We start from the raw sequence: 20,665 nt of genomic DNA on the forward strand, positions 1-20,665 counted from the left end.
ATTGCGAATAATGTAATTTTTGTGTGTTTTTATTTTGATATTAATTTTTAAAAGCTATTATAGTAAAAATATTATCATTAAATGATGTAATACTATCGATTTGATGTTTGGTTCTGTTATAGATTTGTTAAATAATTTAGAAGATAAATCACGCCACTTTTATTACTTAATTATGAATAAAACAAATTTAAACTAACCAAACATTTATTATGAAAAAACTAATGACTAACTTTATTCATTGGAATGCTAACCACAGAGCGGTTCCTTTGATTTTATTCTTGCTGTTGACTAGTAATTTTATTACTGCCCAGGTTAAAATAACAGGAATAGTGTCTGATGAAAAAGGAATGACAATTCCGGGGGCCAACATTTCTGTTGTTGGTTCTAAAAATTCTGCATCTTCAGACTTTGATGGTAAATATAGTATCGATGCTCCTTCAAACGGTACTTTGGTCGTATCATTTATTGGTTTTGATTCTCAAAGAATTGCCATTGCAGGCCGAACTAAAATTAATATTTCTTTAAAATCAACTTCAGAAGATTTGAAAGAAGTAGTTGTAATTGGATACGGAACTCAGAAAAAGAAAGATGTTAATGGTGCTATTTCTTCTGTAAAATCAAAAGATATTGAAAATTTAAAGCAGGTTTCTATCGATCAGATGCTTCAGGGTAAAGCAGCCGGGGTTTCGGTTACGAATAACTCAGGACAACCTGGCGGCGCTGCTTCGGTACGAGTTCGTGGAACTACTTCTATTACAGGAACAAACGAGCCTTTGTATGTAATTGATGGTGTGCCTATTTCCGGAGATGCAACGGGTAAATCTACAAGTGGACAAACTTTAGCAGGTAAAGATGGATTTTCTGCATCTGGAGGAAGCGGGAATACAGCTATGAGCCCGTTGTCTATGATTAATCCAAATGATATTGAGTCTATGGATATTTTGAAGGATGCTTCGGCAACTGCAATTTATGGATCTCGCGGTGCAAATGGGGTTATCATTATTACAACGAAATCTGGTAGAAAAGGCGGCGGAAAAATTTCGTATGAAAACTATACTTCGTTTGCTACAATCAGTAATAAATTAGATGTTTTATCACTTTCGCAGTATGCTGCATTAAAAACAGATCTTGCTAAACAATGGGGTTTTCAAACTCGTCAGGAGTTTTCTCATCCGGAATTGTTAGGTAAAGGTACAAACTGGCAGGATGAGGTATATAGAACGGCTATTTCTAACAGTCATCAGCTTTCATTTTCTGGTGCTAAAGATGGAACGAGCTATTATTTATCCGGAAGTTATTTGAATAATGAAGGAACTATTATTAACTCTGGACTAAAAAGATATACTGTAAGATTAAATTTAGATTCTAAAATTAAATCCTGGTTAAGAATTGGAGGGAATTTAACAGGTGGTATTACAAACGAAAGAATTACAGTAAACCAAAGTTATTCTGGTTTAATTTCAAATACTTTATTACAGTCTCCTGATATTCCGGTTAGAAATACTGATGGTTCATTTGCAGGACCGCCGTCTTCTGAACAAAGTGTTACATATTATAACCCGGTTGCTGAAGCTTTAACCAGAGAAAACAAATTGGTTAGAAAAAATTTCTTAGGAAATGTGTATGCTGAAGCAGATATTTTTAAAGGATTAAAATATCGTATTGAAATCGCTGCAAATACTGAGTTTTCTGAAAATGATGATTTCAGACCATCTTATGCATGGGGAAGTCAGGTAAATTTATTAGCAGATTTAGATGTTAGAAGACAAAACTGGTATTCTACAAACATTAAAAATTTATTGACTTACGACAGAACTTTTGGAAAGCATAAAATTACGCTTTTGGCAGGTCAGGAAGCAAACGATTCTCACTGGGAAGGTTTAATTGCATCGGCACAAGGATTTAAAACAAATTCTATCCATACAATTAATTTAGCCGATGTAGATAATAATACAATTACTCAATATAAAGGAAGTGCTTCGCTTTCGTCTTTATTTGCGCGTATTATATATGACTTTAATGATAAATACAGTATTACGGCTTCTATTAGACAGGACGTTTCGTCTAAGTTTGATCCAACAACGGGTAATCAAAAAGGTGTTTTCAATGCGATTTCTGGTTCTTGGAAATTATCTAACGAATCTTTCATGGAAGGAACTCGTAAATATGTTGACAATATTAAATTTAGAGTGGGTTATGGAGAAACCGGAAATCAGCAAATTCCAAATAACAGTTATTCTGCTATGCTTGGAGCACAAAATTCTGGTTTAGGAAGCGGATTTTTACCGTCAAATTATCCAAATCCGGATTTAGTTTGGGAATCATTAAACCAAACCAATTTTGGTCTTGATTTTACATTGTTTGATAATAAACTTTCTGCAAGTTTTGATGTTTATGATAAAAAATCTAAAGGATTCTTATTTCAAGTGCCATTGCCTTTATACTTAACAGGAGGTGGAGGTCAGTATGGAGGAGTTTCTGCTCCATACTCTAACTTAGGAACTATGAGTAATAAAGGTTATGATATTACTTTGGGTTATGATTTAAGATCTACAGGAAAATTTAACTGGGATACTTCTTTGGTAATTTCTCATTATAAAAATAATCTGGACGAAATTGCAAACGGAATTGTGTTAACGCAGGAAGTAAATACTAACGGATATCAGCCTGTAGTAGTTACAAATACTACAATTGGAAATCCTATTGGCTTATTCTACGGATATAAGACAGATGGAATTTTTAAAGATCAAACAGTTTTAAACAATGCACCGCTTCAATTTGGTCAGGCTGTTGGAACAGGAGCTGGAGAAACGGCTCTTGGAGATGTTAAATATGTTGATGTAAACGGCGACGGAAAAATTGATGCAAATGATAAAACATTTATTGGAAATCCTCACCCAAAATTTACGTACGGATTTACAAACAATTTCAAATATAAAAATGTTGATCTTTCTATTTTCCTTCAGGGATCATACGGAAATGATGTTATGAATTTAACAAGAAGAGCTGGTACTACAAATGCTTCATTATATGACAATCAGTTAGTAGAGGCATTAGATTATTATTCTCCAACAAATACGGCGAGTAATAATCCTAGACCAATTGCAAATTCATCAAATACAAACTTACTTATTTCAGATCGTTATGTTGAAGATGGGTCTTATTTAAGAATTCAAAATATTACGCTTGGGTATTCTTTACCGCAAGACTTAATTTCAAAATATAAAATTTCAAGATTAAGATTGTACGGATCTGCTCAGAACCTGTACACGTTTACGAATTATTCAGGTTACGACCCTGAGATTGGTTCATTTAACCAGAATGTGCTTTTATCAGGAATTGACAACGGAAGATATCCGGTAGCGAGAACATTTTTAGTTGGACTTAACTTAGAATTTTAAAAAATTAAAGAAAATGAAAAAGAAATCTTTTTTAAATAGATACAGTCTGCTTTTATTGGCAGCGGCATTTTTGACTTTCGGATCTTGTCAGGACGATTTTACTGACAGACCTTCTGAAGATGGAATAAGTTTGGATTCTTATTACAGCACAAATGATCAGGTAGCATCGGCAACAAACGGTATGTACAGCAGAACCTGGTTTCAAATGTATAATAAATTTTGGTGGGCGCTTGAGGTAGGTTCCGGAAATATGTATTCTGGTTCGCCAGACGTAAGCGGAATCAGAACTTTCTCTTTAAACGGAAGTGATCCTGAATTAGTAAACGGCTGGTCGTCTTTATGGGCAAATGTACAGCAGTCTAATATGATTATTAATTTCCTTACTGCAAGAGTAGGTCCGGGAGTTTCTCAGGATGTTTTAAATAATACTATTGGTGAAGCTTATTTTATGAGAGCTACCGCTTATTTTGATTTAGTAAGACTTTGGGGGCCGGTGCCAATTATTGAAAATCCATTAGATTATACAAGTAATCCTTATGTAAATACAAACACAGTTGCCGATATTTATAAGTTAATCACATCAGATTATTTAAAAGCAATTGATTTGTTAGCAACAAAGAACAGAGGAACAAATTATGCAAATAATGGGCATGTTTCTAAAGGTTCTGCAAGAGCAATGCTTGCAAAAGTGTATTTGTATCAAAAAGATTATGCAAATGCAAGAGCAATGGCAGAAACGGTTATTAGCAGCGGTGAATTTAAACTTTTAGGAGGAGATCAGCTTCCTGGAAAAAGTTTTGCTGATTTGTTTACGTATGCAAACAATAATAATGAGGAATCTATTTTTGCGATTCAGTGGAAAGGTGATGGTAATTATGGATCTGCAAACAATTCTAATACACAATTTGGATTTCAGGACGGAACTTTATCGACTTCAAATGCATCGTATGCAGGAGTTTTTGGACCTAGTCAGGATGTAATGCTTTCTCTGTACGGTACAGGAGATTTAAGAAAACATGAAACGGTAATGGTTGGCGGTGATGTTTATCCAACAATTAAAACAACACAAGGAATTGGATTTACAGTTCCAACTGGTAAAGATCTGGCTCAGGCTTCCGGCGGTGCGATTAAAAAATATTGTATTGGTGTGGTAAATGGAAATGTTACCGGTCAGGCCGATGCATGGGCAATGATGGATAATAATACGTATGTAATGCGTTATGCCGAATTATTGTTAATTCATGCCGAAGCAGTTTTGGCGGGTGGCGCAAGCACTTCAGATGCATCGGCTTTAGCTTCAATTAATGCAGTTAGAAAAAGAGCTGGTCTTGCAGATTTAACATCGGTTACTTTTGATGATATATTTTTAGAAAGAAGAAAAGAATTATGTTTTGAAGGAGATTATTGGTTTGATTTAGGACGTATCGACAAAAACAAAGCTATTGCTATTATGTCGGCACAAAATAGAGGAGACAGATATTCAGAACAGCATTATACGCCTGTGTACAGTGAAGATCACGCAACAAATGATTTCTACATGGATTATCCGGATAATGAGGTGGCAAAAAATCCTAAGTTATTAGAAGCGCCTGTTCCGTATACTTTTAAATAATCTCTAAAATTAGACTAACATGAAAAATATAAAAATAAAATACCTTTTGTCTTTCTTTACGATGGCATTTATGGTAATGGGTGTGTTTTCATCATGCGATAATGATGATTCTTCAGGAAGTTCTGGAGCACCTGTAATTACAAGTATATCGAAATCTGTTGAAGGTGACTTAGTTCCTGTTACAGTAGGAGATCCTAAAAATTATTATATAATTCAGGGAACTGGTCTTTCGACTGTAACTAAAATTTACTTTAATGATTTTGATACCTATTTCAATCCTACGCTGGTTACAGATACTGCGATTTTTGTTTTAATTGATGAAAAAACACCTTATGCAGACGCTAGTAATAAATTGAAACTGGTTACAAAACAAGGAACTATTTTATATGATTTTGTTGTGGCGCCTCCAACACCTAAGTTTGACAGCTATAATTCTATCAATGCGGCAGAAGGCGATATTGTTACCATTTATGGAGATTATTTCCTTGATCCTGTTGTGAAAGTGGGAACAACCCAGGCAGAAATAGTTTCGTCAAGTTTAACGGAAATTAAATTTAAAATGCCGGCAAGTTCTATGGATAAATATGTCAGCGTTACCAATATATCAGGAACAACTACATCTGAAGAAGCAGTTGGATCTGCTTTATATGATGATGTTATTCAGGGCGATGCAGGACACTGGATGTGGAGTGGAAGTGATGTGTTTGATACAAACTTTAAAGATGATATAATACAAGGAGAAGCAGCAATTAAATTCGTTTTTGGCGGATGGAATGGAGCCGATATGAAATTTAATTCAAGAGATATTTCAAAATACAAAGCTTTTAGAGTTAAAGTAAAAAGTGTTTCTACAAGTTCAGATGCGAGTGTGATATTTGTTTTTGGCGGATGGGCTTATCAAATTAAAAAACCTTTGACAAATAAATGGACAACAATTGAAATTCCTTTTTCAGATATTGGAAATCCAACAACGTTTGATCAGCTTACGCTTCAGGAATCTGGAGGTTTTGGCGGAAATACAATTCTTATGGATGACATGGGATTTGTTTTAAAATAGGAAAAAAGCCTTTTTTGGTTTTGAGTTTTGTTTCAAGTATTCCCCTAATCTACTCAATTAGGGGATACTTTTTTATAATGGCTTTTAAAATTTATTCTATGAAAAAAATAATTTTATTGTTTTCTCTGTGTTTTTCAGCTTTTGGTTTCAGTCAGGGAAATACGCATACACAAACCGGAGGTAAATTTGAAGGCTTAGCCATGACGCCGCCAATGGGCTGGAATTCATGGAATACTTTTGCCACTAATATCGATGAGAAATTAGTAAAAGAAACCGCAGATATAATGGTTTCATCGGGTTTAGCTGCAGCCGGTTATAATTATATAGTATTAGATGACGGATGGATGACCAAAGAACGTGATGCAAACGGTGATTTGGTTCCTGATCCGGCTAAATTTCCTAACGGAATGAAAGTTCTTATAGATTATGTGCACAGCAAAGGTTTAAAGTTTGGTTTGTACAATTGCGCAGGAACGCAAACCTGCGCCGGATATCCGGGAACCCGTGGCTACGAATATCAGGATGCTCGTTTTTATGCCAAACTGGGAATCGATTTTTTAAAATACGATTGGTGTAATACAAAAGGCATAACTGCGCCGGAAGCTTATACAACTATGAGCAACGCATTAAAAACAGCGGGAAAACCTATTGTTTTTAGTCTTTGCGAATGGGGCGATAACCAGCCGTGGGAATGGGGAAAACCTATTGGAAATCTTTGGAGAATTTCGGGAGATATTTATCCTTGCTTCGACTGCGAATTCAAACATCCGGAAAACTGGTCTTCCTGGGGATTTATGAAAATTGCCGAAATGCGAAAAGATATTCGTAAATATTCTGGTCCGGACCATTGGAATGATTTTGATATGATGGAAGTTGGAAACGAGATGAACGATACCGAAGATAAATCACATTTTGCAATGTGGTGTATGCTTTCGTCGCCATTGTTTACAGGAAATGATTACAGAAAAATGTCAAAAGAAACTTTGGATATTTTAACCAATAAAGAATTAATTGCCATAAATCAGGATAAACTGGGTATTCAGGGATTTAAACTTACTGCCGAAGATGGATTAGAAGTCTGGGTAAAACCGTTATCAGATGGCAATTGGGCAGTAACGTTTTTAAACAGAAGTGAAGTTTCTAAAAAGATTAACTTCGACTGGAAAAAAAATCCTTTCAAAGATGCAGATTTTGGATATGAAGCTGATTTTAATAAAACAGCATTCAAACTAAAAAATCTTTGGACACATAAAGAAGCCGGAACGACAAAAAAGAATTTTACTGGAGAATTGGCTTCTCATGACTGCATTACATTGAAACTTTCTCTTTAAAAAGAATTTGCTATGAGATTAAAAACAAATATAATTACACTTGTTTTACTATTTGTGTGTGGTTTTTCCAATGCACAATTTGTAAAAAAGCATGGTCAGCTGCATGTTATGGGAACACAGCTGGTTGATAAAAACAATGAGCCTGTTGTTTTGCGCGGTTTAAGTTTTGGCTGGCATAGTATGTGGCCTAGATTTTATAATGAAAAAGCCGTAAGCTGGTTAAAAAAAGATTTTAACTGTAATGTTGTTCGCGCTGCCATGGGAATCGAACTTGGCGAATATGCTTATATTAAAGATCCTCAATTTTCAAAAGAGAAAATTGAAGCGGTTATAAACGGCGCAATTAAATCAGATATATATGTGATTATTGACTGGCATAGTCATAATGTTAATTTAAAGGAAGCTAAAGAGTTTTTTGCAGAGATGTCTAAAAAATATTCCAAGTATCCTAACATTATATATGAGGTGTTTAACGAACCGGATTATGAAACCTGGTGGGAAGTTAAAAATTACTCTGAAGAAGTAATACGTGTTATTAGAGAAAATGATTCTAACAATATTATTTTGGTTGGAAGTCCGCATTGGGATCAGGACGTAAACCTGCCGGCAGAAGATCCTATTTTAGGATATACTAATATAATGTATACCATGCATTTTTATGCGGCAACACATGGCAAGGAGTTAAGAGACAGAACTGATGAAGCTATAAAAAGAGGTCTTCCAATTTTTATATCGGAATCTGCAGGAATGGAAGCTACCGGCGATGGACCTTTAAATATAAAAGCATGGCAGGAATATATTGATTGGATGGAAAGTAAAAAGTTGAGCTGGATTACCTGGTCAGTTTCTGATAAAGATGAAACCTGCTCTATTTTAAAAAAGTCTGCAAAATCTGAAGGAAAATGGAAAGATGAAGATTTAAAAGAATCTGGAATTAAAGTTCGTGAGTTTTTACGAAAATATAATAGTCAGCAATAAGCAATAAAAACATATTTATAATAAACAAAAAACCTGTTCATGTTATGAGCAGGTTTTTTTGTTTTTACGTATGGTATTTCTGGTCGAAAAGGTGTTTGTAACAGCGTTTTTTGCCGAGTCTGTTTTGTAAGAATTTTTACTGAAACAAAATTTAGCAAAAGAGAATCTTGTTTTAGAAGCGTATAATTTGATTTTTAATTTGTTTTAAAAAGTACCCTATAAAAATATGGGGTGTTTGATTTTTTAATTTGTTTTTATGCCTTTTTTGGTCTTATTTGAGGTGTATTTTTTGTTTTAACCCTTATAAAACTGACTTTATTTTTAAAATCGTGTTGTTGAATTTTCAAAAACAAAACGCTATAAATATCAAATAACGATTATAGAGTTCTTAATTTTTGTAATCCGTAATTCTTCGTTTAAAACGTCAAAAAAGTACTTTTGGATTATTCTACTCATACAAAAGTTAATAAATTCGCTAATGAAAATGAAGGGGTTTTAGAAGGAGATTCAAGGTTTTAAAAAATGACTTATACTATTAAACTAGATATATAAACGATTAACTAACCAAAATCAATTAATAACTAAAAACCAATTAACACATGAAAAAAGTATTTTACGTTTTAGCTGCCACGTTAACGAGTTCTTTTGCTTTTGCGCAAGAGGATGAAACAGCAACTCCGCCGGCAACAACTTGGGGAGGGTCTGCAGATGCATACTATAAATATGATTTTTCTAAACAAATGAATGGATTAACGAGCTTTACCAACTCACAAGATTCATTTGAATTAGGAATGGCTTCGATCGAAGCAGGTCATACTTTTGGAAAAGCTTCTGTTTTTGTTGACTTAGGATTCGGGAAAAGAGCAGGGGAGTTTTCATATAATGAAACAACAGATAAAGATATAAATGCTAAATTTTTAATTAAACAATTATTTTTCACGTACCAAATTACAGACGAATTTAAAGTTGTGGCAGGTAGTTTTGGTACACACATAGGATACGAAGTATTAGATGCTGTCGATAATAAAAACTACAGTATGTCTTATGCTTTTTCTTATGGCCCGTTCTTTAATACAGGGGTTAAAGCACAGTATACTTCAGGAAAATTTACTGCTATGTTAGGTATAACCAACCCAACAGACTTTAAATCGGCAATGGATGCAGGCTCAACTCAAAAAACGTATATTGGACAAATAGGATATATAGGCGATACAGGAAGTGCTTATTTGAATTTTACTTCAGGAAGTACAAATCCAACTCCTGGAAGTTTAATACCGGTATCTGATGAAAATAAAACACAATTCGATTTAACTGCTTCTAAAACAATCAGCGATAGTTTTGGACTTGGTTTAAATGCTACGTATGCTAAAACAAAACACGATTTTGACAGTACATTAGATGGAGAGTGGTTCTCATTAGTAGGATATGCTAACTATTCATTCAGCCCGTCATTACTATTGGCATACAGAATGGAATACTTTGATGCAAAAGATGCTGCTCCAAGTTTAGGAACTTTAACAGGATCAAGTGTATTTGCAAACACGATTTCATTAAATTATAAAGTTGGAAAACTTACAATAATTCCCGAGTTAAGATACGATGCTGCTTCAGAAGATATCTTTTTAGATAAAGATGCTGCGCCAACTGGAGGATCTTTCTTCGGATTAATTGCTACAACATACTCTTTCTAGAGATAAAGATTGATATTTTTTTTTTTTTTTTTGGAGCTGTCGAAACATATTAATGTTTTGGCAGCTTTTTTATTTGTAGTTATTTGTGTTATGTTTCAGGTTTCAAAATCTATGGCTAAAAAAAGATAATTGAAATCCCTATAATTGTAAAGACATACAAAGCAGTGCGTCTTTGCTATAGATTAGCGATATGGTTTTATGTTAGTACGTAATTGATTTTACACTTTTAATTAACCAACAAAAAAAGCGTATTTCTAAATTAAGAAATACGCTTTCAATATATTTTAAGATATTATTCTACTGTACCTGTTTTTTGTAAATAGAATAAATAGTGTCTATTGTTTTACGATCTAAAGTTGAGGTAGCATCTGTTTGAATATAATGCAGTTTAAAAGCCTGAATCGCTGCCGAAAGGTTCTTTGTGTTGTAACCAATAATTCTTAATGCAGGTTCAATTTTAAAATCAAAAGGAGCTTCTTCAAGAACGGCATCGGGCCAAATTCCAAAACCTTTTTCGGCTAATGTTTTCCATGGAAATAAAGCACTTGGATCTTGTTTTCTTCCCGGAGCAATATCAGCATGACCTAAAAAGTTTTGAGTCGGGATATTGTAATCTTTTTTCAGTTTTGTCAATAAAGCTACTAAACTGCTTATTTGAGCTTCTGTAAAAGGTTTAAAACCGTTATTGTCGAGTTCAATACCAATAGAAGATGAATTCAAATCAGTATTTTTTCCCCAAGTTGAATTTCCTGCATGCCATGCTCTTAAATAATCATTCAGCATTTGAACGACCTTTCCATTCTCAGAAATAATATAATGAGAACTAACCTGAGTTCTGGTTTTTGTAAAAGTATTAATGGTTTGCTGTAAAGAATCCTGAGCTGTGTGATGAATAATTACAAAACTTGGTTTTCTTAAATTAAAATTTACAGTTCCAATCCATTCAGTACTAATTCCGTTTAATAAAGAAGTAGAACCTGTTTTTGACAAAGTGTCTTTTATGATGCCTAACTGCGAAGCATAAGTTGTGTCAATAATTACCGGACTTATAGGCGGTATTGTCTGCGCTTCTTTACTTGTAATTTGGTTTTCTAAAGTTTTTAACTGCTGATTGTATGCTTTTTCAGTAGTTTTATATGGATTTGTTGAGCAAGAAGTTATAATAATTGCTAAGATCAGATAACAAAAATGTTTTCTTACCATGATAGTTTACATTTAATTTTGAAGTTTATTCCTCAGTCTTTTCAACTGATTTTTCTCCTTCTTTATTGTCTTTGTCCTTATCTTTTTTCTTTTTTGACTTAGTTTTTTTGATTTCTTTAAAGTTATCCATGAAATTGGTGTACTTTTCTACTTGATCTGGATTTAAAAAAGCTGTTATTTTTTTAGTCATGCTTTCTTTTAGAGCTTTCATTTGCTCCATTTTCTGATCCTGACTGCTGCTTTCATTTTTTAGAAGGATTCCTTGTTCTCTTAAACCATCGGCAAAAACGTTTGTAATAGCAATAGCCTGAAGTTCGTCAAGATTAACAGCCGGCTTCATTTGTTCAACGATTTTGGCTGCAGTTTCTTCAACAGGAATTTCTTTTGGTTTACTTGTATTTGCCTGCGGTCCCTGCATCATACTTCTATCCATACCCATTCCGCCGCCTCTTCCGTATCCGCCATAACCGTTCCCATATCCATTACCGTATCCGTTATTATATCCGCCATATTGAGCAGAAACAGAGTTGAAACAGAATAATGTAAAAACTAAAATAATTAAGTTTTGTATAGGTTTCATAAAGTATAGTATCTAAGTTAGCAATTGTATAGGGTAAATTTAAGCAGGTTCTCCGTATAAATCAAATTCTGTTGCTTCAATTATCTTGATATTAACAAATTCGCCTGTTTTTACATAATGTTTAGAAGCATCAATTAAAACTTCATTATCAACATCCGGGCTGTCAAATTCTGTTCTTCCCACAAAATGAGCACCTTCTTTTCTGTCAATAATACATCTAAAAACCTGTCCTACTTTTTCTTGGTTTAAATCCCATGAAATTTGAGACTGTAATTCCATGATTTCATTTGCTCTAGCTTGTTTTACATCGTCCGGAACGTTATCTTCAAGTAAATAAGCATGAGTGTTTTCTTCATGAGAATAGGCGAAACATCCCATTCTGTCAAACTTCATTTCCTGAACGAAATCTTTTAAGATTTCAAAATCTTCCTGCGTTTCACCTGGATAGCCAACAATTAAAGTAGTTCTAATTGCCATTCCCGGAACCGCTGCGCGGAAATCTTTTAATAATTGAGTTGTTTTAGCCTGAGTTGTACCGCGGCGCATAGATTTCAAAATTGAATCTGAAATATGCTGTAACGGAATATCAATATAATTACAAATTTTAGGTTCGCGTTTCATTAATTCTAAAACATCCATTGGGAAACCTGTAGGATAAGCATAATGCAGACGAATCCATTCAATTCCTTCAACCGCTGCAAGAGCTTCTAATAGTTCTGCAAGATTTCTCTTTTTGTAAAGGTCAAGACCGTAATAAGTTAAATCCTGAGCAATTAGTATTAATTCTTTAACGCCATTTTTAGCTAAGCCTTGTGCTTCTTTAACTAATTTTTCAATTGGCTGAGAAACATGAGAACCTCTCATTAACGGAATTGCACAGAAACTGCAAGGTCTGTCGCATCCTTCTGCGATTTTTAAATAAGCATAATTTTTAGGAGTTGTAGTTAATCTTTCTCCTAATAATTCGTGTTTATAATCTGCTCCTAAAGCTTTTAAAAGCTGAGGAAGTTCAGTTGTTCCAAAATATTGATCTACGTTTGGAATTTCTTTTTCTAAATCAGGTCTGTAACGTTCAGACAAACATCCTGTAACGAAAACTTTATCAACTAAACCTTTGTCTTTTTTATCTGCATATTCCAAAATCATGTTTACAGATTCTGCTTTCGCATTATCAATAAATCCACAAGTGTTTATTACAATAATGTTTCCTTCTTTTTCTGCAGGAGCTTCATGTTCAACTTCTTTTCCGTTTGCACGAAGCTGCCCCATAAGCACTTCACTGTCATATACATTTTTTGAACACCCAAGAGTGATAACGTTAATTTTGTTCTTTTTTAAAGACTTGGTTCTCATACTTTTATAAATTGGAGTGCAAAATTACACTTTTTTATTCAAACACCGCTTGTTTCGGTTTCATTTAGATGTTTTTTATGGGGCTTGTCGTAATTATCTCATAAAAAAAATCCGCCAAGTAATACCTGACGGAAATTTCCATTCATCTATTTATTCTTAATTACAATTCAAATAATAAGGTCAAAGTTACATTGTTTAACTTTGAGGTGATGTTTGCCCCGTCAGTTAATCCTCTTGAAAAGAAACCTTGGTTAGATTTTCTTTCTAAGTAAGAATATGCTAAATCTAATTTTGTTGATCCAAAGCTGTATCCTAAACCTCCAGAGTAGCTGTTAAGATCTTCAATTGTTGTTCCGTTTTTATAAGGGCTGCCTTCAAAACGATATCCGCCGCGTAAACTCAATTGTTTTATTTTATATTCTGCACCAACTCTTAATTCTCCTGCATTAGTAAGCTGATTGCTAATGTCATTGTTAACTCCTCTAAAACCTGCGTCGTTGGTTGGTTTGAATTTAGTGTTGCTGTAATCTTTAATAGAGTAATCAACACTTATCAATCCCGATTTTCCAAATACATATGCACCGCTAAAAGTGAATTTAGCTGGAGTTTGCAGGGTATATGATTCGTATACGTTGACAACATTTGGATTTACATTCTCGTAAAGTTCCGGACCTCCGTTTGCTTGTCTTGTAGTTGTAAGGCTTTGAGAAACTTCATCATAAAGTTCATACCAGGTATTTGATTCGTAAGCTAAACCAAGTCTAAATGCTTCTGTAACTTTTGCAATTGCTCCTAATTGAAATGAAAATCCATTTCCGTATGTGTAAAGGTCGTTGTTGAAACGTAAATTAGAAATCGTAGCTGTTGGTTCTAATGGATTATCATTGTCCTCGTAAAAACTCGTAGTTCTTCTATAGTCTGTTACGTGAACATTTAAGTTTGCTCCTAAATAAATTCTGTCTTTGTAAGAAGTTGCAATGTTAAAACTTACTTTGCTGTTGTATCCTCTTGTGTAAACTGTATTTTCCTGATAATAGTTTCCACCTGCAGGAACATTAGAAGTATATTCTGTGTTTGAATTGCTTGTTTCATTAACAGGATTTATTACATGTCCGTAATACCCGAAATAAGCTTGTTGTTCGTCATAAAATTGATCTCTATAAGCAATTCCTGTTATGTCTCCCAAAGGAATTCCATTAGCGTAAGCTAAAAAATAATTAGCTACAGAATTGGTTGGGTTTGTTCCGGCAGAGGCAATATTATTGTCGAAATTGTTTGTGTTTTCGTAAGTGGCCCCAATCGCGATTTTGTTCCATCCATTATTTGGATTTCCGTCTTTGAAGACAAAAACACCTCCAGCCTGATTGAGGATAAAAGAATTTTCTTTCTCAGAAAGCTGAGATCCAAAATAGTTCGAATTGTTTTTAATATTTTGATTGCTCAAAGTTATCCCAACTTGATTGTTGTTAAATACAGCAGATCCGGCAGGGTTTACAGATATGGCAGATAAATCTCCTCCTACAGCTCCAAATGCGCCGCTCATGGCTCTAAATCTTGCAGTTCCGGTCAAATTGTCTTGTGCATAACGTACAGCATCAGAAACTTCCTGAGAATGTGAGACGCTGACAGTTAGTCCTGTAATAAAAAGGAATAATATTTTTTTCATTGGGTAAGTTTTTAATGTGTGATATTAGATTGGAAAAAGAGCAAAAATGTTACCTTCTTCCGCCTCCGCCGCCACCGTATGATCTTCCACCGCCGCCACCGCCGCCAGATGATCTCATGCTTCCGCCACCGCCACCGCTATTCATTGAACGAGATGGGCTAGGAGAGTAGCTTCTTGATGAGTTGTTATTGCTGCTGCTATTGTTATAGCTTCTGTTTGATGGCATAGTGCTGCTCGATCTTCTGTTTGAATAATCGTAAGTATTATTTTGACCTTGAGAATAACTTCTTCTATTAGTAAAGGTTGGGCTTGAACTGTTGTTGTAGCTTCTTCCGTTTATAGACGAATTTCTTCTGTAGTCAGAATAACTGTTTGATCTGTTGGTGTAATTTCTGTTTGTAGTATAGCTGCTGTTTCTGTTTGTGAAATTATTTCTGTTTCCAGAATAGCTTCTGTTGGTATAATTTCTATTAGAAGCAAAAGCTCTGTTTGATGTATAATTTCTGTTGCCATAGTAAGCTGCAGAACCTCTGCGTCCGTAGCTGTATGAGTAGTTTCCGTAGTAGCCGCCACCCCAGTAACCTGGATAGCCCCATCCTGGTCCCCAATATCCCGGGTATCCCCAAGCATATCCTGGATAACCCCAGCCGGCTCCCCAATATCCTCCGCCCCAGTATCCGCCATATCCCCATCCATAATAAGGATATCCCCATCCTAGTCCAATTGACCAGTTAGGGCTTGTATAAAAGTTTACAGATACATCAGAATTACTGCTTCCCCATGCCGGATAAGCGGTAGAAGCTACTTGTGTACTGTCAGCATCAGAATAATTTCCGTAATTATCGACATCAGTAAAGATTTCAGTTGGCTGATCATCATCTTGTAATGATCTGAAATAATCTCTATATTGACTGTTTGCGTTTGAAGTGTTGGTTTGAGCATATCTGTTGGTAGAATTACCATAAACCCCATCACTGTCATAATAAGAGGTGTTTTGGTAAGAACCACACGATGCTAACAGAAAACTCAGTAATCCAATTAAGTAAAAATGACTTGAGTTTTGGCGGAGAGTAGTATAAGTTTTCATATCTGTCGTGTTTTTTATTGTTGCACATTACAAAAATAGTTAGTTTTGTCAAACTATTTAGTTAAAATTATTAAAACAAAATTTGTGCCAAACTATATAATATGAGTAAGAACCTTACTACGCGATCAGAAGATTATTCTAAATGGTATAATGAGCTGGTTGTCAAAGCAGATTTAGCTGAAAATTCAGGAGTTAGAGGATGTATGGTGATCAAACCGTACGGTTATGCAATTTGGGAAAAAATGCAGGCAGAGTTAGATAGAATGTTTAAAGAAACAGGACATCAAAATGCTTATTTTCCTTTGTTTGTCCCTAAAAGCATGTTTGAAGCCGAAGAGACCAATGCTGAAGGATTTGCAAAAGAATGCGCTGTTGTAACGCATTACAGATTGAAGAATGATGAGGAAAGACCTGGTAAATTGATGGTTGATCCGAATGCAAAATTAGAAGAAGAACTTATTGTTCGTCCAACAAGTGAGGCAATTATCTGGTCTACATATAAAGGATGGGTGCAGTCTTATAGAGATTTGCCTTTATTAATTAACCAATGGGCAAATGTTGTTCGATGGGAAATGCGTACGCGTTTGTTTTTGAGAACTGCTGAATTTTTATGGCAGGAAGGTCATACAGCGCATGCAACAAAAGCAGAAGCATTAGAGGAATCTGAAAAAATGATGAATGTTTATGCAGAATTTGCTGAGAACTTTATGGCGATTCCGGTTGTAAAAGGAATTAAAACAGAAACTGAACGTTTTGCCGGAGCAGATGAAACTTATTGTATCGAAGCGCTAATGCAGGACGGAAAAGCATTGCAGGCAGGAACTTCTCACTTTTTAGGTCAGAATTTTGCTAAAGCTTTTGATGTAAAGTTTGCTAATGCAGAAGGAAAACAAGAGCATGTTTGGGGAACTTCATGGGGAGTGTCTACTCGTTTGATGGGGGCGCTGATTATGACACATTCTGATGATCAGGGATTGGTACTGCCGCCTAATTTGGCTCCAATTCAGGTTGTAATTGTTCCTATATATAAAACAGACGAGCAGTTGGCTCAAATTACAGAAGCTGTTAATGAATTGACAGCGAAATTAAGAAAGCTAAGAATTACTGTTAAGTTTGACGACAGAACAACTCAAAAACCAGGATTTAAATTTGCCGAATGGGAATTGAAAGGGGTGCCTGTTCGAATTGCTGTTGGTCCAAAAGATTTAGAAAATGGAACTTTTGAAGTAGCAAGACGAGATAATTTGACAAAAGAAGTTGTTTCTAGCGAGAAAATCGTTGATCATGTAAATGATTTATTAGAACAGATTCAAAAGGATTTATTTGACAAGGCATTAACTTACCGTAATACTCATATTACAGAAGTGAATAATTTTGAGGAGTTTAAGGAAGTTTTAGAAGGTAAAGGAGGCTTTATATCTGCTCATTGGGATGGAACTGCAGCTACCGAAGAGAAGATAAAAGATTTGACAAAAGCGACAATTCGCTGCATACCTTTAGATGCTGTTGAAGAGGCGGGAAGCTGTGTGTTTACTGGTAATCCTTCTTCTAAAAGAGTGCTTTTTGCTAAGGCATATTAAAAAAATATATATTTTTTTGTGTTAGGTGTTGCGCAAATAAAAAATAGATGTATCTTTGCATCCGCATTAGAGAAGCACGGTCCGTTCGTCTATCGGTTAGGACGCCAGGTTTTCATCCTGGTAAGGGGGGTTCGATTCCCCCACGGACTACTTTTTTTATTGCAAATTTAAGTTATTTAACTTGATGTTTTTGGTCCGTTCGTCTATCGGTTAGGACGCCAGGTTTTCATCCTGGTAAGGGGGGTTCGATTCCCCCACGGACTACAATATTCAATTGATTTAATTGAATAGTACTTAGAAGAGAATTGGTCTGTTCGTCTAGGGGTTAGGACTCCAGGCTTTCGTCCTGGTAACAGGGGTTCGATTCCCTTACAGACTACGAAATTAGTTGTGAATAAGTTTTGTAAAATAAAAATTGGTGTCTCGATTTTTATTTTATTAGTTAAAACCAAAGTGATTGTTTTGCAATTGTGGGAGGTTTTTCTTTTTTAACTAGTATTTATAATTATTACATCTAAAATTAAAAGAAAATGGCAAATCATAAGTCAGCATTAAAAAGAATCAGAAGTAACGAAAAAAGAAGAGTTCTTAACAGATATCAGCACAAAACTACTCGTAACGCTATTAAAGCTTTAAGATTAGCTACTGATAAATCTGATGCGGCTGCAAAATTATCAACTGTAATCTCTATGATTGATAAATTAGCTAAAAAGAACATCATTCATGATAATAAAGCTTCTAACTTGAAGTCTAAATTAACTAAACATGTTGCTAAATTGTAATTAATTACAATTTATTGAAAATATAAAAATCCTCTTTTTAGAGGATTTTTTTTGTTTATACCAATTTTGTAAAAATTCCAATTATGTGAAAATTAAAATTTAGATTATATAAAAAAAACAAACTTCATATTGGAATTTGGGATTTGGGATTTTTAATATTGGAATTTAAAATATTGAAAATTGTTAACTTATTTTCTTTTTTAGATATTCAAGCATAGCCTGAGTGATAGGTTTAGAAAGAAAATCTATGATTATAGGGTATTTTTTTGCTTTTGCTAAATCTTCAGGATCAATTGTAGACGATAATACAATAACTTTTGCGCTGTTAAATTCAGTATAAGCATCAGAAGTAAAATGATCTAAAAATTCCCATCCGCCCATAATAGGCATATTTAAATCAAGAAAAATTAACTCAGGCTTCTTGTCTGCTTTGTTTTTGTTGTTGTATTTTAAAGTATTGAAATGAAGTAGTGCTTCTTCACCGTTTTGAGCCGTAATAATTTCATGTGCAAAAGAAGATTTTGAAATTACTTTTTTGCATAGCATCAACGTAATTGGGTCATCGTCTATGCACAAAATTTGCTCAAACATGGTGTTAATTTTTAAATGTTATTGTAAATGTAGTTCCTTTATTTACTTCACTGTCAATTGTAATAGTTCCTCCCATAGTTTCAACCTGAGATTTTACAAGATACAAACCTAATCCTTTGCTGTCAGGATAATTATGAAATCTTTGATAAAGACCAAAAACTTTATCTCGATTTCTTTCTAAATCAATCCCAATACCATTGTCTTTAAACGTAAGTACAGCTTGATTGTCTATTTGTTCAGCGGTAATGGATATTTTTAGTTTTCTGTTTTCAGATTTGTATTTTATTGAATTAGTCAACAGATTCAGTAAAATGCTTTCAATATACGCTTTATTTGTATTTAAAAGCGGAACTCGGTCAAATTTAAGTTTGATAATGGGTTTGTGAAGTTCAATTTGAAAAGATAATTGACTGAACACGTTTTCAAAAACCTCTTTTAAAGAAACCTCTTCTTTTTGCATAGAAGGATTATCTTTTATTATAATAACTTTTACTAAGTCGTTTATAGTTTCGTTTAATAAATGGGTCGATTTTGTAAAACCGGCCAGAATTTCTTCCAGTTCTTCATTTTCGATAGGAATATCTTCTATAAGATTCAGAAGTCCGATTAAATTGGACAGCGGCGCGCGAAGATTATGCGATGTAATGTATGAAAACTGCTTTAAATCCTTATTATTTTGAGTTAGTTCACGGATAAGATGTTCTTTTTCGGTTTCGAGTTTTTTCTCATCCGTAATATCTCTTTGAATCGAAATCCAGTGTGTGATTGCGCCTTCGTTATTAAAAATGGGAATCATGGCAAAACGAACCCAGTATTCTTCTTTCGATTTGGTATATGTTATAGTTTCAATTACGCACTCTTCTTCGTTTTTTATAGCTCGCAAAAGCTTTTTTAATTCTTCCGAATCTGATTTTGGACCTTTAAAGATATTGGTTGATTTTCCAATAATTTCGTTTGATTCATATCCTGACATTTGAGAAAATGCTGGATTTACGTAAACAATTTTTGGAATTTTTCGATCTTCAGAATTGGCTTCGGTAATTAAAATGGAGTCTTTAGATTGTGTAATTACCGTTTCTAAAAGTTTTAATCGCTGTTCTTCTTCTTTTTGTTTTGTAATATCCTGAATGGCTCCAATCATTCTAATGGCTCTTCCATTTTCATCTTTTAGCAAAAAACCTCTGTCTAAAACATATTTATAAGTTCCATCAGCACATCTAAATCGATATTGATCCTGCCATTTTTCGGTTTTTTGTTCTATAAATGAATATAATTTTATAGACATTCGTATGCTGTCTTCGGGGTGAATTTTGTCAAACCACCACTTTGAAGTTTTACCAACTTCTTCCGGATTATAGCCAAAAATACCCTCGATTCCTTTGTTCCAATTTATGCGGTCTTCCTGAATTTTCCAGTCCCAAATTGTGTCACTTGTCGCTTTTGCAACAATATCATATTTTTCGTTAGATTCTTTTATTTCTTCATTTGTCTTTTTCAGTTTTTTAAAAACTGAAATATTTTTTTTTTCGTTTCTTGATAGTATGTATTTGAAAATAAAAGCAGTAGCAATTATAAAAAAGACATCTTTTATGAAAAATAAATAAGCGTATTTGGTTTGAAAAAAGTAGTCAGTAATTAAATTATGGCAGACAATTGCCATAATTAGCGATATGATAACGTAAACAAGAGTAATTTGGAGAGTTTTACTTTTCATCACTCAAATATAGTTAAATTAACTATAACTAAACAATAA

The 20,665-nt window shown here is 34.1% G+C and carries 15 protein-coding genes and 3 tRNA genes; 11 read left to right on the plus strand and 7 right to left on the minus strand.

From position 1 onward, the window contains the following. The first annotated feature begins 209 nt into the window (after positions 1-209). From ABD859_RS16760 to ABD859_RS16785, 6 genes are all read left to right on the plus strand, one after another. A complete protein-coding gene (locus tag ABD859_RS16760; RefSeq protein WP_345145740.1) occupies positions 210-3,401 on the plus strand; it encodes a SusC/RagA family TonB-linked outer membrane protein in 3,192 nt (1,063 codons plus the stop codon). Positions 3,402-3,414: 13 nt separating this feature from the next. Continuing rightward, a complete protein-coding gene (locus tag ABD859_RS16765; protein ID WP_345145741.1) occupies positions 3,415-5,013 on the plus strand; it encodes a RagB/SusD family nutrient uptake outer membrane protein in 1,599 nt (532 codons plus the stop codon). A gap of 19 nt (positions 5,014-5,032) precedes the next feature. Further along, entirely contained in the window at positions 5,033-6,070 is a 1,038-nt protein-coding gene (locus ABD859_RS16770; RefSeq protein ID WP_345145742.1) for an IPT/TIG domain-containing protein, read from the plus strand. Between the two features lie 98 nt (positions 6,071-6,168). Continuing rightward, positions 6,169-7,401 (plus strand): glycoside hydrolase family 27 protein, encoded by a 1,233-nt coding sequence (locus ABD859_RS16775; protein WP_345145743.1) that lies wholly within the window; start codon positions 6,169-6,171, stop codon positions 7,399-7,401. A 12-nt stretch (positions 7,402-7,413) separates the two neighbouring features. Continuing rightward, positions 7,414-8,379, plus strand: coding sequence for a glycoside hydrolase family 5 protein (locus ABD859_RS16780; protein ID WP_345145744.1), 966 nt, complete (start codon positions 7,414-7,416; stop codon positions 8,377-8,379). A gap of 599 nt (positions 8,380-8,978) precedes the next feature. Further along, positions 8,979-10,070 (plus strand): outer membrane beta-barrel protein, encoded by a 1,092-nt coding sequence (locus ABD859_RS16785; protein WP_345145745.1) that lies wholly within the window; start codon positions 8,979-8,981, stop codon positions 10,068-10,070. A 297-nt stretch (positions 10,071-10,367) separates the two neighbouring features. Here the strand turns inward: ABD859_RS16785 and ABD859_RS16790 are convergent, their stop codons facing one another. The 5 genes from ABD859_RS16790 to ABD859_RS16810 all read right to left on the minus strand — a co-directional run bounded on the left by ABD859_RS16790 (position 10,368) and on the right by ABD859_RS16810 (position 15,959). Continuing rightward, positions 10,368-11,273 carry an N-acetylmuramoyl-L-alanine amidase gene (locus ABD859_RS16790; RefSeq protein WP_345145746.1) on the minus strand — a complete coding sequence of 302 codons (906 nt, stop codon included), beginning with the start codon at positions 11,271-11,273 and terminating at the stop codon, positions 10,368-10,370. Positions 11,274-11,298: 25 nt separating this feature from the next. After that, a complete protein-coding gene (locus ABD859_RS16795; RefSeq protein ID WP_345145747.1) occupies positions 11,299-11,853 on the minus strand; it encodes a hypothetical protein in 555 nt (184 codons plus the stop codon). 39 nt (positions 11,854-11,892) lie between these two features. After that, positions 11,893-13,206: a 30S ribosomal protein S12 methylthiotransferase RimO gene (rimO, locus tag ABD859_RS16800; RefSeq protein ID WP_345145748.1), complete on the minus strand. Its 1,314-nt coding sequence runs from the start codon at positions 13,204-13,206 to the stop codon at positions 11,893-11,895. Positions 13,207-13,366: 160 nt separating this feature from the next. Then, positions 13,367-14,872, minus strand: coding sequence for an OmpP1/FadL family transporter (locus ABD859_RS16805; RefSeq protein WP_345145749.1), 1,506 nt, complete (start codon positions 14,870-14,872; stop codon positions 13,367-13,369). Positions 14,873-14,921: 49 nt separating this feature from the next. After that, entirely contained in the window at positions 14,922-15,959 is a 1,038-nt protein-coding gene (locus ABD859_RS16810; RefSeq protein ID WP_345145750.1) for a hypothetical protein, read from the minus strand. Positions 15,960-16,060: 101 nt separating this feature from the next. Between ABD859_RS16810 and proS the strand changes: the two genes are divergently transcribed. The 5 genes from proS (at position 16,061) to rpsT (ending at position 18,321) form a co-directional block, all read left to right on the plus strand. Then, entirely contained in the window at positions 16,061-17,539 is a 1,479-nt protein-coding gene (gene proS / locus ABD859_RS16815; protein WP_345145751.1) for a proline--tRNA ligase, read from the plus strand. A 78-nt stretch (positions 17,540-17,617) separates the two neighbouring features. Next, positions 17,618-17,689: transfer RNA gene (locus ABD859_RS16820), tRNA-Glu, on the plus strand. A gap of 42 nt (positions 17,690-17,731) precedes the next feature. After that, positions 17,732-17,803, plus strand: a tRNA-Glu gene (locus tag ABD859_RS16825). Positions 17,804-17,846: 43 nt separating this feature from the next. Next, positions 17,847-17,918, plus strand: a tRNA-Glu gene (locus ABD859_RS16830). Between the two features lie 151 nt (positions 17,919-18,069). Beyond that, a complete protein-coding gene (gene rpsT, locus ABD859_RS16835; RefSeq protein WP_012026903.1) occupies positions 18,070-18,321 on the plus strand; it encodes a 30S ribosomal protein S20 in 252 nt (83 codons plus the stop codon). Between the two features lie 183 nt (positions 18,322-18,504). Here the strand turns inward: rpsT and ABD859_RS16840 are convergent, their stop codons facing one another. Then, positions 18,505-18,912: a response regulator gene (locus ABD859_RS16840; protein ID WP_345145752.1), complete on the minus strand. Its 408-nt coding sequence runs from the start codon at positions 18,910-18,912 to the stop codon at positions 18,505-18,507. A 4-nt stretch (positions 18,913-18,916) separates the two neighbouring features. Further along, on the minus strand, positions 18,917-20,626 hold the full coding sequence (locus ABD859_RS16845; protein ID WP_345145753.1) for a PAS domain-containing sensor histidine kinase: 1,710 nt from the start codon (positions 20,624-20,626) through the stop codon (positions 18,917-18,919). Between the last annotated feature and the right edge of the window lie 39 nt (positions 20,627-20,665).

This window comes from Flavobacterium ginsengiterrae (genome assembly GCF_039539785.1).
GTDB lineage: Bacteria > Bacteroidota > Bacteroidia > Flavobacteriales > Flavobacteriaceae > Flavobacterium > Flavobacterium ginsengiterrae.

Bases quoted from the DNA above. Each gene is read 5' to 3' on its own strand.
- ABD859_RS16760 (WP_345145740.1), top strand. From the start codon at position 210: ATGAAAAAACTAATGACTAACTTTATTCATTGGAATGCTAACCACAGA.
- ABD859_RS16765 (WP_345145741.1), top strand. From the start codon at position 3,415: ATGAAAAAGAAATCTTTTTTAAATAGATACAGTCTGCTTTTATTGGCA.
- ABD859_RS16770 (WP_345145742.1), top strand. From the start codon at position 5,033: ATGAAAAATATAAAAATAAAATACCTTTTGTCTTTCTTTACGATGGCA.
- ABD859_RS16775 (WP_345145743.1), top strand. From the start codon at position 6,169: ATGAAAAAAATAATTTTATTGTTTTCTCTGTGTTTTTCAGCTTTTGGT.
- ABD859_RS16780 (WP_345145744.1), top strand. From the start codon at position 7,414: ATGAGATTAAAAACAAATATAATTACACTTGTTTTACTATTTGTGTGT.
- ABD859_RS16785 (WP_345145745.1), top strand. From the start codon at position 8,979: ATGAAAAAAGTATTTTACGTTTTAGCTGCCACGTTAACGAGTTCTTTT.
- ABD859_RS16790 (WP_345145746.1), bottom strand. From the start codon at position 11,273: ATGGTAAGAAAACATTTTTGTTATCTGATCTTAGCAATTATTATAACT.
- ABD859_RS16795 (WP_345145747.1), bottom strand. From the start codon at position 11,853: ATGAAACCTATACAAAACTTAATTATTTTAGTTTTTACATTATTCTGT.
- rimO (WP_345145748.1), bottom strand. From the start codon at position 13,206: ATGAGAACCAAGTCTTTAAAAAAGAACAAAATTAACGTTATCACTCTT.
- ABD859_RS16805 (WP_345145749.1), bottom strand. From the start codon at position 14,872: ATGAAAAAAATATTATTCCTTTTTATTACAGGACTAACTGTCAGCGTC.
- ABD859_RS16810 (WP_345145750.1), bottom strand. From the start codon at position 15,959: ATGAAAACTTATACTACTCTCCGCCAAAACTCAAGTCATTTTTACTTA.
- proS (WP_345145751.1), top strand. From the start codon at position 16,061: ATGAGTAAGAACCTTACTACGCGATCAGAAGATTATTCTAAATGGTAT.
- rpsT (WP_012026903.1), top strand. From the start codon at position 18,070: ATGGCAAATCATAAGTCAGCATTAAAAAGAATCAGAAGTAACGAAAAA.
- ABD859_RS16840 (WP_345145752.1), bottom strand. From the start codon at position 18,912: ATGTTTGAGCAAATTTTGTGCATAGACGATGACCCAATTACGTTGATG.
- ABD859_RS16845 (WP_345145753.1), bottom strand. From the start codon at position 20,626: ATGAAAAGTAAAACTCTCCAAATTACTCTTGTTTACGTTATCATATCG.